At 59.2% G+C, this 14,481-nt stretch carries 11 protein-coding genes; 2 read left to right on the forward strand and 9 right to left on the reverse strand.

Features of this window, described 5'->3' with window-relative positions:
• Nucleotides 1–4: 4 nt before the first annotated feature.
• The 5 genes from Q0778_RS13450 to zwf form a co-directional block, all read right to left on the reverse strand.
• A complete protein-coding gene (locus tag Q0778_RS13450) occupies nucleotides 5–907 on the reverse strand; it encodes a L,D-transpeptidase family protein (RefSeq protein ID WP_298336754.1) in 903 nt (300 codons plus the stop codon).
• A 145-nt stretch (nucleotides 908–1,052) separates the two neighbouring features.
• Complete coding sequence (locus Q0778_RS13455) at nucleotides 1,053–3,833, reverse strand: phosphoenolpyruvate carboxylase (protein ID WP_298336755.1); 2,781 nt, start codon at nucleotides 3,831–3,833, stop codon at nucleotides 1,053–1,055.
• Nucleotides 3,830–4,825 (reverse strand): glucokinase, encoded by a 996-nt coding sequence (locus tag Q0778_RS13460; protein WP_298336757.1) that lies wholly within the window; start codon nucleotides 4,823–4,825, stop codon nucleotides 3,830–3,832. Before Q0778_RS13460 ends, Q0778_RS13455 begins: the two co-directional genes overlap by 4 nt.
• A complete protein-coding gene (gene edd / locus Q0778_RS13465; RefSeq protein ID WP_298336759.1) occupies nucleotides 4,822–6,627 on the reverse strand; it encodes a phosphogluconate dehydratase in 1,806 nt (601 codons plus the stop codon). Before edd ends, Q0778_RS13460 begins: the two co-directional genes overlap by 4 nt.
• The gene (gene zwf / locus Q0778_RS13470) at nucleotides 6,620–8,077 is read right to left on the reverse strand and encodes a glucose-6-phosphate dehydrogenase (protein WP_298336761.1); all 1,458 of its coding nucleotides are present in this window, start codon (nucleotides 8,075–8,077) and stop codon (nucleotides 6,620–6,622) included. The genes edd and zwf overlap by 8 nt, the downstream gene beginning before the upstream one ends.
• A gap of 114 nt (nucleotides 8,078–8,191) precedes the next feature.
• On the opposite strand from zwf, the gene Q0778_RS13475 reads away from it, so the two are divergent.
• On the forward strand, nucleotides 8,192–9,271 hold the full coding sequence (locus Q0778_RS13475; RefSeq protein WP_298336763.1) for a LacI family DNA-binding transcriptional regulator: 1,080 nt from the start codon (nucleotides 8,192–8,194) through the stop codon (nucleotides 9,269–9,271).
• Between the two features lie 182 nt (nucleotides 9,272–9,453).
• Here the strand turns inward: Q0778_RS13475 and rimO are convergent, their stop codons facing one another.
• Nucleotides 9,454–10,854: a 30S ribosomal protein S12 methylthiotransferase RimO gene (rimO, locus tag Q0778_RS13480; protein ID WP_298336766.1), complete on the reverse strand. Its 1,401-nt coding sequence runs from the start codon at nucleotides 10,852–10,854 to the stop codon at nucleotides 9,454–9,456.
• A 70-nt stretch (nucleotides 10,855–10,924) separates the two neighbouring features.
• Between rimO and Q0778_RS13485 the strand changes: the two genes are divergently transcribed.
• Entirely contained in the window at nucleotides 10,925–11,323 is a 399-nt protein-coding gene (locus tag Q0778_RS13485) for a DUF1761 domain-containing protein (protein WP_298301413.1), read from the forward strand.
• A gap of 5 nt (nucleotides 11,324–11,328) precedes the next feature.
• Here the strand turns inward: Q0778_RS13485 and Q0778_RS13490 are convergent, their stop codons facing one another.
• Genes Q0778_RS13490 through serS form a run of 3 tightly spaced genes read right to left on the reverse strand, consistent with a single transcriptional unit; the run spans nucleotide 11,329 to nucleotide 14,448 of the window.
• Nucleotides 11,329–12,399: a potassium channel family protein gene (locus Q0778_RS13490; protein ID WP_298301415.1), complete on the reverse strand. Its 1,071-nt coding sequence runs from the start codon at nucleotides 12,397–12,399 to the stop codon at nucleotides 11,329–11,331.
• A 12-nt stretch (nucleotides 12,400–12,411) separates the two neighbouring features.
• Nucleotides 12,412–13,167, reverse strand: a complete 756-nt coding sequence (gene surE, locus Q0778_RS13495; protein ID WP_298336768.1) for a 5'/3'-nucleotidase SurE — start codon at nucleotides 13,165–13,167, stop codon at nucleotides 12,412–12,414.
• The gene (gene serS, locus Q0778_RS13500) at nucleotides 13,168–14,448 is read right to left on the reverse strand and encodes a serine--tRNA ligase (protein ID WP_298336770.1); all 1,281 of its coding nucleotides are present in this window, start codon (nucleotides 14,446–14,448) and stop codon (nucleotides 13,168–13,170) included.
• Nucleotides 14,449–14,481: the final 33 nt, after the last annotated feature.

The raw sequence follows: 14,481 nt of genomic DNA on the forward strand, positions 1-14,481 counted from the left end.
TGGCTCAGCTGTTGAGGAGCTTATCGCCGACGCCAACCATTTGCCCGCGCGTGATCACGACCTTGTCGCCGCGTTTTGCGATGGCGAACAGCTTCTCGGCAAACTCATCTGGCACCCCGACACAGCCGTGCGAAGCATAGCCATTCATTACCGGTGAACCGTGGATCGCAATCCCGCTCCATGTCAGGCGCAAAGTCCACGGCATGGGCGCGTTATCGTACTTCTCAGATACATTGTCCTTTTCCTTGGTCAGGATCGGGAAAGTGCCGAGCGGGGTAGGGTGGCTCTTTGTGCCGAGCAGCGCCACAGCCGTACCAATCTCGTGGCCATCACGGAACACACTGATGACGCGCGCATCAAGGTCGACCGTAATGACCAATTTGCCTTTGGCAGGCGCGCGGCTCTCGTCCCAGAACCACTCGCCGTAGCGGATCGTTCCTTCAACCGGCAGGATTGAATTGATCACGAAGGGATCTTCCGGTGCCTGTGCGACCACCGGAGCGGGCGCAGGGGCGATTGGGGTTTGCTCCATGGTACGCGCGGTGATGTCCGCAGGAGCGGATGGAAGCTCAGGCAGTTCGCCAGCTTGCGCCTCAATCATTCGTACAGCCGGGCCGCGAGGTGCATCCATGATGTCGTCTTGCGCATTTTGAAGCGCAACGTCGGTCAGAGCGCTAGGCGCAGAGGGAAGCTCTGGTAGCGTCTCTTCCGCGGGTGCGTAAGGTTGGGGCAGAGAAGGGTCGAACACCAGCGAATCGCCGCCGGTCGTCGGATCAATCGCTCGGATTTCATCCTCGGCTTGCATCGCGACTGCATCGATGGAAGATTGCCCGGAAACGAGCGTTGCGCCGCCGGTGAGCGCAACAAGTCCAACCACAGTTGCAAGGCGAAATTTGCCGAATGCCATAATTACATGTCCCTTTAATATACGGGGTATTATGCCGCGTTTGGGGCGTAACTGCCAGTGGCTAACGCGCGAGCGTCCCTAGGGGGGACGTAAATGGGTGCAAAATCTTAACGCGTATCAACGTCCGAAAGCTCTGAATGGTCAATCACCCATGCGCGCCAAACTGATTGGCAATCGCCACAGAGAGCCGAAGCATCAGTGCGTAGGCCCGCTCAATCGGGTCAATATAGTCGCGGGTGATTGCGTCGTAGCCTTCAGTCTCCGCATCAGGATAATCCGCAGGTGCATCCATCGCAAAGTCGGATGGAGAGGGAAATTCCACGGGGAATGCCCGCCGCAGCTGGGCCAGTGCGTCATCAATGCGCAAGCTAAACACCATCTCAAGCACATCTTCGCGGCTGATGTCATTGGCCCGGCTGAAGGCCGGGACAGAAACCGCCCGCAAGAACATATGCTGCATCAACGCCAGCCTTAGCGCTTGCGCCGCGCCAATCATTCGCCGTGTGTCCTGATCAAAGCCAAACCGTTCCTCATCAGGCAATTGATCGAGCAGCCGGTGCAATTTGAGCGCATCGACGCGAAGCCGTGAGGCGAGACGGCGAAAAACCCCGGTGCGATCATCTTTGGTGAGATATTCGGCAAGCACTTCGCAGGCACCTGACAAATGCGGTTCGGTCCCGCGATAAGGACGGCTTGCCCAATAGGCGGAGTTAAACAGCTCCCCTTGCGCGGCGACAGTCTTGATGCTCGCCAGAGCATTGGAAGTTTGCGCAAGACGCATGAGTTGCCGGCCCCGCTCGCTCTGCACAAGCAGGGCCGACAGCTCTTCATAATTGCCATCCGCCGCACTGCCGATCCCAGCGATAATATTCACCGGATAACCCAGTTGTTGGAGGATGGAGTTATGTGGGATTGCGCGAATTTGCCGCAGGTTCATATCGCGGTCAGCGCTGATATCGCTTTGACGGCGCGACACGCGGCTACCGGTTGAGTTGAGGAGGCCAAGCCCAAAGGCTGTCACTGCGCGGCTGTAGGTTTGGCTGTGCAGATGTTGCCGCTGATGGGCGCGGATCGCGCGGTAGAAATCAAGGCTCAAATCAGTGCGCTGATAGAGCGGATCATCGCACACTTCGCTTGGGGGCGGGCTATCCGCAATAATTCGATTCAGAGTTGCACGCGCCAAAGTGTCGTTTGCAAAAAACAAATAGCCATCGCCACCTTGAAAGCTGACCTCTGGCTCAAGCTCAATCCCATTGCGGTGGAAGCGACTGCGCGCCCAGGGGCTCATCGGCCAAGTGAGGCGGTCGGCAAAGGAGGACGGATGCGCGCCGCGCCCCATGCTTTCCCCATGTGTGTTGAAGATCAGCGCCGCGACATCGGTCAGCTTGTTGCGCTTCATCGCTTGAGCAAGGCGCCCTTGAAGGCGCTCAATCGCGAGGCTTGCCGGGATTTGCCCGACGAACCGACCAGCGTCGGAGAATCCAGTCTGGATGCACACCCGGCCACGGGTGCGGGCGTACTCTTGGTAGCTTTCTTCCGCGCACAAGGCCTCAAGGAAGCGTCCGCCGTGTTCCAACGCCTCTTCGGTTTCGAACAGAGGCGAGACATCGACTTTGCCATCGATCCCGAACAGCTTGGCGAGGTAAAGCGCGGCCAAGATAGTCGAAGGTTGCTCGCATTCGGCTACCAGCATCCGGATTGGCGTATCGGCATCTATATGCTGAAGGATCTGTGCCATCGCGAGGAACTGCCGTGTTGCGGTGGAGCTTTCGATGGCGAGGCTGGCAAAATTGGTCTGCTTAGGAGTGACATCGGCCAGCATGCCGCGCAATGTCGCCACCGCGCCCTTGCTCGACAGGTCCAACTGTGGGCTTTCATGCAGGTGCACGCGGATGGCATTGTAAAGCTGCTTCGCGTTCACCCGGAAATGGACATGCGCCATGCCAAGACCATCGGCGCGCATGGCGGATGCCACGGTCAGGAGCGCGGCGGCTTTGGCATTTTCCGTCTCACACTCCGCCTCTTCTTCAAGCTGCGCAATCAGCGCGTTGAGCGTTGTCAGCTTTGCAGGATCATCAGCGGTCAGGCGATTGGCAGCCTCCGACAGGGCCTTTGGTTCTGACAAATCGCCAGCGAAATCCCTGGCGCTTGCCGCCGCATGTTCGCTTGCCACCCTGAGCACTTCGATCAGAGCATGGCCTGAGTCAATCTCGGCCAGTTCGTCAGCATAACGCGCCAAGCGCCCGGCCTTTTCACTCAACCGGAATCGGATCGAGGTATACCACGCGATATCGGTACGCCCGTCCATGTCATAGCCGACCCAGGTGGCGAAACGAAACGGCAACGGGCGAAGAATCTTCCACTGCTTGGGCCAGCAACCGCAGGCGTGCTCGTACACCTCGCGCACAATCGCGCTTCGGGCGGTTTGCGCATGGGCAATGGCGGCCATCGCTTCGCCGTGCTCATAATCCAGCGTGACCTGGGGGCGAGCCGCTCCGCTGAGTTCTTTCGCACAATCGATCTTTGCGCCATTGCTCGCAGCATCGGCGACCGCCTGAGTTTGCTTCGGGGTCATCAGGAAGGTCGGGTGAGCGGTGAAAACGGCATGAAGGCTTGGGGTCTCCCAGCGCTTTTGGAAAGTCTCGAACGACTCATCGTCCTCACTTGTTGCTGTCACAGCATCTTGCGGACCAGTTGGCTGGATAAGCGTGCTGAGCCGTGAAGTCCGCGCATTGAGGCTGGCGCATTCGAGCTCTTCGACCAGCGCTTCGAGCCCGTCCAAGTCTAGCGTCCCGCTCTCAAGCCCTCGTGACAGGTCCAAGCCCAGCTGAAACACCGGGTTGAACAGCGGGGTCTCTCGTGTTCGGACATGGAGTTCTTGCAGGCGCTGAGAGAGATGTTCGATGCTGTTGAGCGGAAGGGTCATGCGTGTGCCTTGTCCAAGTGAGACTGCGCAAAGGCAGCCGCCGCGCCCAGCAATCCTGGCTGGGGGTGGGTGATGAGCTTGACCGGAAGCGAGGCCATAAGCGAGGCAAACCGGCCCTTGGCACAAAACCGCGTTTCGAAGCCCGAGGCAAGAAGCGTTTCACGAATTCGGTAACCCAGCCCGCCGGCGATCACGACTCCGCTTGCCCCCTGGACAAGGGCGATATCGCCTGCGACCGACCCAAGCGCGAGGCAGAAACGATCAACAGCAGCTGCAGCCAGTGAGTCTTCACCCGAGACGCCTGCTGTCCAAATCTCGACATCGGATTGCTCTACCATCGCACGACCCTCCATCGCGGCAAGCGCTTGGTAGATGTCGACAATCGCAGGGCCGGAGACCACACGCTCGTTGGAGACGCGGGTGTGGCGCTGGCGAAGGCGAGCAAGGATATCGTCTTCAATTTGATCGAGCGGGGCAAAATCGCCGTGTCCGCCTTCCGTCGCTTGGACATGATAGTGGCCAGCCGAAAGGCGATTGAAATAGGCTACGCCGAGCCCAGTTCCCGGGCCAAGCACGCTGATCGTGCCAGTTTCTGGCAGGGGCTCTTCCGGACCTGCAAGATGCAGGAATTGGTCCGCAGGAGCACGCGCCGCGGCATGGGCGACAGCGGCGAAATCGTTGATCACAACCTGCTGTACGACGCCCAGCTTCTCCGAGATCAGCGGAGGGCGGATGATCCACGGATTGTTGGTGAAGCGGATCAAGTCGGGCTGGATCTGCGCGGCGACGGCCATGGCAAGATTGTCTGGAAGCACACCGCCCTGACGCTCGCGAAAGTCCTCCCATGCGGTCTGGAAGCTCGCATGATCACTAGTGTGCAGCGTCGTGGGCTCGCCCAGAGTGATGGTGCCATCGTCCGCAATACTCGCAATCGCAAAGCGTGCGTGAGTGCCGCCCACATCGACCGCGACGATTTGGGCTTCAGTGCTCATAGGCCAGCGGCCACCAGCATGGCGGATGCGCCTTTTTCGGCCTCATCAGCTTGCAATTGCATCATGCGGAACAGCTCGCGGCCAACGCCCCATTCTTGGGGTGGATTGGGGGAAGGGGTTCGAGCGGAGAGATCAGCATCGGTGCTGAGTGTGCCCGTCGCCGCGCACACTGTCACCACGTCGCCGTCTTGAAGGCGGCTCAGCGGTCCGCCGTCGATTGCCTCAGGTGAGCAATGGATCGCGGCAGGCACTTTACCCGAAGCGCCCGACATGCGCCCATCGGTGACAAGAGCCACTTTGAAGCCCCTGTCCTGCAACACGCCTAAAGACGGGGTCAGTCCGTGAAGTTCTGGCATGCCATTAGAACGTGGCCCTTGGAAACGCACCACGACCACAACATCGCGATCGAGCTCGCCCTTTTGGAAGGCCTCTTTCACCGCTTCTTGGGTTTGGAACACGCGGGCAGGTGCGGTTATGGTGTAGCGCTCTTTAGCCACGGCTGAGGATTTGAAACACGCACGGCCAATGTTGCCAGTGAGCAGCTTCATGCCCCCATCCTCTTGGAACGGCGCAGAGGCAGGGCGCAGCATGGTGTCGTCTTGGCTTTCCGTTACACGGCTCCACTGCAGCGCCTCGTCTTCCCACACGGGCTCTGCGCGGTAGGCGTCAAAGCCATCATCCCAGACGGTGAGAATGTCGCCATGCGCAAGGCCAGCGTCGAGCAATTCGCTGATGACATATCCCATGCCGCCCGCCTCGTGGAACTGGTTCACGTCGCCCGACCCATTGGGATAGACGCGGGCGATGAGCGGTACGGCGCTCGAAAGCTCGGCCATATCGCTCCAGTCGAGCACAATGCCAGCTGCGCGCGCCATAGCAGGCAGATGGATCGCGTGATTGGTCGAACCGCCGGTGGCTAAAAGACCAATTACCGCGTTCACAATCGCCTTTTCATCAACCACTTGTGCAAGAGTGCGCTCCGTCGTGCCGGACAGTTCTGCGAGGCGGTGTACTGCTGCACGGTCCAAGGCTTGGCGTAGCTTCGTACCCGGTTGGACAAAAGCGCTGCCCGGAATGTGTAGGCCCATCATCTCCATCATCATCTGATTGGAGTTGGCGGTGCCGAAAAAGGTGCAGGTGCCTGGCGAATGGTACGAGGCAAGCTCGCTTTCGAGCAGCGCATCGCGGCCCACTTCGCCTGACGCATATTTCTGGCGAGTGGCTTGTTTCTGGCTGTTGGAAATCCCGCTTGGCATGGGGCCAGAGGGGACGAAGACGGCTGGTAGGTGCCCAAACCGCAGTGCGCCCATGAGAAGGCCCGGCACAATCTTGTCGCAGATGCCAAGGCAGGCGACGCCGTCATACATCTGGTGGGAGAGAGCAACGCCGGTCGCCATGGCGATATTGTCGCGAGAGAAGAGCGAGAGTTCCATCCCATCTTCGCCCTGTGTCACCCCGTCGCACATCGCTGGGGTTCCGCCTGCAACTTGGCAAGTCGCACCTTTCTCGCGGGCGTAAATCTTCATCCGGTCGGGATAGCGGCCATAGGGTTGGTGCGCGGAAAGCATGTCATTGTAAGCAGTGACGATGCCAATATTGGGCCCGCGATTGTTCTTGAGCGCGTCTTGATCTTCCAAAGCGCCCGCAAAAGCGTGGGCGAGGACCGAACAGGAGACGGCTGAACGCCCAGGGCGGCGATCCGCCTCGCGCTGCATCAGCTCAAGGTAGGCATCGCGGGAGGGTTTTGAGCGCTCGATAATCCGCTGCGTCACCCGCTCGATGACAGGGTTGAGATTACTCATGCCAGCTCACTCCGTCGCGTTCTGTCAGTGCCACTGCGCCAGACGGCCCCCATGACCCTGCCATATAGGTTTGCGGCTTGATGTCGTTTGCTTCCCACCCCGCGCGGATACCATCGATCCAATTCCACTGAGCCTCGACCTCGTCGCGGCGCACGAACAGCGTTTGATCGCCCTTGATAAGGTCAAGCAGCAGCCGCTCATACGCAATGCGCCGCTGCGCTTCGGCAAAGGCATCGGGCATGGTGATTGCAAGCGGCACTTCGCGAAGGCGCACGCCGTCTTCGTCCAGACCTGGCACCTTGGCCATCAGCGACAAGGTGATGTTCTCATCAGGCTGAATTTCGATCAGCAAACGGTTTGGATGAAGCGCCCCGCCGCCTGTGCCCTCAAAGATTGAGTGCGGCACGCTGCGAAATTGCACGAGGATTTCGGTCACCCGTTCGGGAAGGCGTTTGCCGGTGCGCAGATAAAAGGGCACGCCTTTCCAGCGCCAATTGTCGACATGGGCCTTGATCGCGACAAAGGTCTCGGTGTCGGACGCCTCGCCCAGTTCCTCGTCATATCCGGGCACTGCCGCACCGCTGCTAGCCCCTGCGCGGTATTGGCCGGTGACGGTCTCGCCCGCCGTTGCCTCGCGCAGCGCGCGCAGCACTTTGACCTTTTCATCGCGCACGGCGGTTGCATCGAAAGAGGTCGGCGGCTCCATCGCCACCAGCGCCAGCAATTGCAGCATATGGTTCTGCACCATATCCCTCAAAGCGCCTGCATCGTTGTAAAAGCCAACCCGGCCCTCAAGCCCGACGGTTTCTGCCACAGTGATCTGCACATGCTCAATCACATTGGAGTTCCAGATCGGCTCAAACAGAATGTTGGCAAAGCGTAAGGCGAGGAGGTTTTGCACCGTCTCTTTGCCCAGATAATGGTCGATGCGGAAAATGCGTTCTTCAGGGAAAGCGGCTGCCACTGCGTCATTGATTTCGGCAGAGGACGCGAGATCCGTACCCAGCGGCTTTTCAAGGCACATGCGCACGTTCTCACCGGTCAGACCTGCCTTTTCCAGCCCCGCAATCGTAGGACCAAAGAGGCTTGGCGCGGTGGAGAGGAAAATCGCCAATCCGTCCGATGGGCCGGCATCCGCAATCTTGGCAGCAAGCGCGTCAAACCCGTCCAGAGTGCTCGCATCAAGCGGTTGGTAGCTCAAACGGTTCAGAAACCCCGCCATGCTCCCACGCCGCTCAGCTGGCAAAAACTCCTCCAACGCCGCGCGCGCCATATCGCGAAAGCCCGCATCATCCAGATCACTGCGCGCAGTGCCGATAATCTTGAGCTTTTCAGGCAGCAATCCATCTGCATCGAGCGCACAAAGGGACGGCAGCAGTTTGCGCCGAGACAGGTCGCCCGTCGCGCCAAACAAAAGCAATCGATCGGCGGCAAATTCGGATGCAGCCATAGGTTTGTCTCCTCTATGCGCAGATCCCGCGCGCACTTGTCTCAGCCTGTAGCAGGGCAAGTGAGATGTGGACCATAGTTTGCATAGCTATTCAAATGCGTGTGTAGCTAAATTATGCCCATGCGTGGGCCAAGAGGAAGGGCATTCGCGGTGGACGAAGTGCGCAAGAATGCAAGGATCACCAGTTTTGATGTGGCAGAGCGCGCAGGCGTGAGCCAGTCAACGGTGAGCCGCGCCCTATCGGGCTCCGCCGTTATCAGTGAGGCTACCCGGCAAAAGGTCATGACCGCGGCCCAAGAAATGGGTTATTTCGTCGATGAACGCGCTGCACGTTTGCGGCGCGGGCACACCGGCACATTGGCAGTTGTGGTGATCTGCAAGCCCGGCGAGCGGGCGCGCGATGTGAACCCGTTTTCTTACGCATTGCTGGGTGGGATCTGTGCCGCTGCTGCTGAGAAGGGGCTCGAGGTGCTGGTTTCGCTTCAGGCGGAGGAAGAGAAGCTGTTTGGCCATTATGTTGAACGCGGCCAGGCCGAGGGGCTGATTGTCATCGGCACCACGGCGAACCGGGTGGCTTGGGACTACTTTAGAGGCGTTGGCGAGACCGCAGCTGAAACCGGCGCACCGGTGGCATTTTGGGGCTCGCCTCTGGGTGACCTCGACTGGGTGCTCTCCGACAATGAAACGGGCGCCATGGCGGCGGCTGATCATCTGATTGATCAGGGCGCAAAATCGCTCGTATGCATAGGCTCTCTGGGCAGTCCTCAACGGCAATTTGCCGAACGTGCGCAGACATTTCTTGCGCGCGCCAAAGATCGCGGTGTTGCGGCGCAGCTGATTGAGATTGAACCCGCTGGTGCGCGCCGTGAACAGGGCCGGCTGGCGACAAAGGCATTGCTCAAGGATCTTCCAAACTGTGACGGTGTCTTTGCCGTTTGCGACGCGCTTGCTTTCGGCGTGATCGAAGAGCTGCAAGCCTCTGGCAAGACTATCCCAGGCGATGTGCGGCTGGTGGGCTTTGACGGCATCCCGGCAAGCGAGATGACCTATCCTCCGCTCACCACGATAGAGCCTGATTTGGACCTGGCCGGCCGAATGTTGGTCGAAGCGGTGACGGACGTTCTGGAGGATGGGATGGGACGCCCGAAAGTGCAGCGCGTGCCAGTGAAAATGCGGAAGCGGTCGAGCGCTTGAAGCGCGCCGCAATCGCCTCTGCGCGGGCAACTTTCCTACACTAGGGTCCCAGCGCTAGATGTGCAGAGATGTGGACGATCAACGCCCTTACACAGCCTTAAAACCCCGCCATTTTGCCCAAGAGGTTTTTTGCTCTTGGACAGTGTCTCATGTGTCTCAAACTTTTTCTTCGCAAAGCGAGATCAGTCTGAAATTACCCCGAAAAGATCATGCGCATCGGCGTCTTCGATACTCACGTCCACGATGTCGCCCGATTGGAGCGTTTCGGGGACGTTGCGGAGGTATACTGCGCCGTCAATTTCGGGTGCGTCAGCCTGTGACCGCCCGGTTGCGCCGATGTCGCCGTCTTCGTCCGGTTCGCCGACCTCGTCGATGATGACGGGGAGGGTGCGTCCGACCTTGGCTTCGAGCTTGGCGGAGGAGATGCGTTCGGTGACTTCCATCAGCCGGGCGTATCGCTCTTCCTTGAGCTCTTCGGGAACCGGGTCGGGCAGATCATTGGCGCGCGCACCCTCAACGGGTTCGAAGCGGAAGGCGCCCACGCGGTCCAATTGGGCATCTTCAAGCCATCCGAGGAGGTATCGGAAATCTTCTTCGGTCTCACCGGGGAAGCCAACCACGAAAGAGGAGCGGATCGCGATGTCGGGGCAAATGTCGCGCCACTTCTTAAGGCGCTCGAGCACTTTCGCCTCATTCGCCGGGCGGCGCATGCTCTTGAGCACGGACGGTGCGGCGTGCTGAAACGGAATGTCGAGATAGGGCGTCAGAAGCCCCTCGGCCATCAAAGGAATGACGCGATCGACATGCGGATAAGGATAGACATAGTGGAGGCGAACCCAAGGGGCTTTGTCGTCGGAGGTGCGAAGCTGACCAAGCTCGCGTGCCATATCGGTCATGTGCGCGCGAACCTCGCGGGCGTTTGGTCCTTTTGGCCACTGCCGCATCTCGTGCTTGGTGTCCACGCCGTATGCAGACGTATCCTGAGAGATCACCAGCAGCTCTTTGGTCCCTGCCGCAACCAACTTCTCCGCCTCGCGCAGAACGGCATCGATCCGACGGCTGGCCAGCTTCCCGCGAAGGTCCGGGATAATGCAGAAAGAGCAGGAATGATTGCAGCCCTCAGATATCTTCAGATAGCTATAATGGCGCGGTGTCAGCTTGATGTCGGGCTGCGGGATGAGGTCCACATAGGGGCCTTGGGAGGGCGGGGCGTGCTCGTGAACGGCCTCTACCACCTGCTCATACTGATGCGCGCCTGTTACGGCCAGAACCTGTGGATGCGCGGCACGGATCGCGTCGGCTTCCTCGCCCATACAGCCGGTCACAATGACCCGGCCGTTCTCCGAAATCGCCTCACCAATCGCGGCAAGGCTCTCTTCCTTGGCGCTGTCGAGAAAGCCGCAAGTGTTAACCAGCACCACATCCGCGCCCGCATAATCGGGACTCATCGCATAGCCATCGGCACGGAGCCGTGTGAGAATACGCTCGGAATCGACCAGCGCCTTGGGACAGCCAAGCGAGACCATGCCGACCTTCTTGGCGTCGGCCACTCTGGTCGGGTGTGTGGTTGCTTCAGTACTCATGATGCGCGCGCCCCTACACTGGCACGGACGTTTGCGCTAGGTATTGCGAACAAGGACGGGAGGGATCGTTATGAATGACTTTGCATTATGGCCGGTTTTGGCAGGAGCTGCGGCGTTCTTCGTCGTGGGTGCGATTTGGTACGGCGTGATCTTTGGTAAGGCATGGCAAAAGGCAGCCGGAATGTCGGATGAAGATGTGCAGGGTGGCAATATGCCGCTCATCTTCGGGCTTACATTTCTGTTCGAAGTGTTGATCGCTATGGTCCTGTGGCACTTGGTCGCGCGCACCGGTGCTGCCCCGCATGTGGTGATGATGATGTCGGTTGGATTTGCGCTAGGGATTATGGCCCCCGCAATCGGAATCAACTATCTCTATCAGCGCAAAAGTGGTGCGCTCTTTGCGATTGATGCAGGGCATTTCACCGTCGGCATGGTGGCGATGGGAGGGGTATTCCTGCTGTTCCTTTAAAGAGCTTACTTAGCTTTTTTGCCGTTCCCGTTACCGTTGCCATTCTCCGAGGGAACTATTTCGACGAGGACATCGCCGGGTTGGAGGCTCTGGCATTCTTCTTCCCAAAAGCCGATGGCGCGGCCATTGCGATAGATGCGAAGGCCTTTCCCGCCCGAGCTAAGCTCTTGAATCGAAGAGCCGCATTCTGCTTCGTCAACAACGCGTTCGACCAATTGGACCCGGCCAGAGACGGAGGCAAGATCGGCTAGATAGTCGGCGATATGCGCGCCATTGGCGGAGCCTGCGAGAAGGAGTCCGGTAAAGCGCACCGGGTTGATGACATTGGTCGCGCCAGCCTGACGCGCGAGCAGTTCGTTGTCGTCGGCGCGCACCACAACACTGATCGGGACATTGGGCGCCAAATGCCGAACGGTGAGCACGATGAGGATTGAGGTGTCATCGCGCCCTGCCGAGACAAGGACATTCTTGGCCGTCGCAATACGGACAGCTTTCAATATCTCGTCACGCGTTGCATCGGCGGTCAGAACATTCACGCCGAGCTTCTCGGCCTCGCGGAGCCGCTCCTCGCTTGGATCAACGACAACGATTTTCTCGGCATCGGTGCCGCGCTCGATCAGCTCTTCTACGCTCTGCGAACCCGATACGCCGTAACCAAGGACAACCACATGATCGGAGAGCTTTTCCTGAATGCGAGCCATACGCCATTTCTCCCAGCTGTGTTGGATGAAGAAATTGTAGGTCGTGCCTACGAAAATGAACAGGACGAGGAAGCGGATTGGGGTGACGATTACCGCCTCTTTGAAGCGGGCTGCTTCGGATATTGGAGCGATGTCACCAAACCCCGTCGTCGTGATCGAGATCATGGTGAAGTAAACAACATCAAGGAAGCTGATATGCCCGTCGACATTATCGATGAGCCCCTCGCGGTCGAACCAGTGGATCATCACCACGATCATGATGAGCCCCAACGCCGCGCCGAGCCGTATCGAAACGTCGGCCCAGACTGACAAGCCAACCGAACGGCGCAATGGCCTCATGCGCTTTTGAGCTGGGTGACGTCCCCCTTTTGCCATCGCAGTCCTGTCTTACTCCTCGAAGCGTCCGGCGAGATTGTCGATGGTGGGGTAGTGCGTCAAGTCAAGCTGCAGGGGCGTGACTGTGACAAAGCCATCGGCGATCGCCTCGAGGTCCGTGCCATGGTCGAGCGTGTGCTCAATCGGATGCAGGCCAAACCAGAAGTAGCGAAGGCCCCTGGGGTCGGTCCCTTCAACCACGCTGCCACGCGAATAGTCATGGAAGCCTTGGCGAGTGATGCGGATGCCTCGCGCCTCGGCGGGTGGGAAATTCACGTTGAGAAGAGTGCGGTTACCAAAGGGCGCATCGACAAGGGGGGCAATCACCTTGTTCGCCCACTCCAATGCTGCCGTAAATTCCGCGTCCGTACCGCGGGTTTCTGGTGAGATTACTTGGCTCAAAGCAATCGAGCGAATGCCAGCCAATGCTCCCTCCATGGCTGCCGCAGCGGTCCCAGAGTAGGTGATATCATCGCCAAGGTTTGCCCCGCGGTTGACTCCGGATAGGATCAGATCGGGAGGGCTATCGAGCACTTGGCGAAGACCCATGGAAACAGCGTCCGTCGGTGTGCCGGTGACGGCAAAACGCCGTTCGGAGAACTTTTGTAGTCGCACTGGGCGATTCAGCGTTAGCGAGTGACCGGCCCCTGACTGCTCCTCGGAGGGCGCACACACCCAGACATCGTCCGAAAACTGCGCCGCGATCTGTTCTAGAACCTCAAGGCCGGGGGCATGGATACCGTCATCATTGGTGAGCAGGATGCGCATTTAGGCGATTGGCTCCAACTTTGTCACACCACCCATGTAAGGTGCCAAAGCCTCAGGCACCAGAACGCTTCCATCGGCCTGTTGATAGTTCTCGATAATCGCGACCAGCGTACGACCAACAGCGAGGCCAGAACCATTAAGCAAATGGAAGTACTCGCTCTTCTTCGAACCTTCGGGGCGATAGCGCGCGTTCATCCGGCGCGGTTGATAGGTGCCACCGTCAGAGCAAGAACTGATCTCACGGTAAGCCCCTTGCCCGGGGAGCCAGACCTCCAAGTCGTAGGTTTTCATCATCGTCGCGCCCATATCGCCTGCGCATAGAGCCATCACCCGATAGTGGAGGCCCAACTTTTGCAGTAGCCCTTCCGCCACACCGGTGATGCGCTCGTGCTCTTCAGCTGCTGTCTCTGGAAGCGCGGCGACGATCATCTCGACCTTTTCGAACTGGTGTTGGCGAATGAAGCCGCGCGTGTCGCGCCCGGCTGCGCCTGCCTCAGAACGGAAGCAGGGCGTGAGCGCAGTGAGGCGCATAGGAAAGTCGCTTTCCGCAAACAGCTGCTCGCGGAAAGAATTGCCAAGCACCATTTCTGAGGTGGAGATAAGCAACCGATCATCGGTGGTGCGGAACAGGTCTTCGGCAAACTTGGGGAGTTGCCCCGTGCCGTACCCGGCTTCCTCATTGATCAGGAGCGGGGGATTGCACTCGGTAAAACCATGCTCGCGCGTGTTGGTATCGAGCATAAACTGGCCCAGCGCCCGGTGAAGCCGTGCCATATCGCCGCGGAGAAACGTGAAACGCGCCCCGGAAATCTTCGCGCCCGTCTCAAAATCCATACCCAGTGCGGGAGCGATATCAGCATGCTCTTGCGGATCGAAATCGAAGCTCGGCCTCTCGCCCCATTCGCGAAGATACTGATTGTCATCTTCGCTCTCCCCATCGGGGACAGACGGGTCGAGCAGATTGGGAAGGACCAGCAAAGCCTCTTGCAGCTTTGCGCCCAATTCCCGTTCGCTTTCTTCAAGAGCGGGCATCGACTGCTTAAGTTCGGCAACCTCGGCCTTAAGCGCTTCGGCCTTTTCCTTGTCGCCTTGGCCTATGGCCATACCGATGGCCTTGGACGCTTCATTGCGGCGCGATTGTGCTTCTTGCAGCTTGGTTGTCAGCGCGCGGCGCTCTTCATCGAGCGTGAGGATGCTGTGCGCAACAGGTTCCACCCCGCGCCGTGCGAGGACTGCGTCAAACCCTTCCGGGTCGTCTCTGATCAAGCGGATATCGTGCATGGAGGTGAGCCTATGCCCGCTTCAAGCAGGTAT

Origin of the sequence: uncultured Erythrobacter sp. (assembly GCF_947502395.1) — a bacterium.
Classification (GTDB): domain Bacteria; phylum Pseudomonadota; class Alphaproteobacteria; order Sphingomonadales; family Sphingomonadaceae; genus Erythrobacter.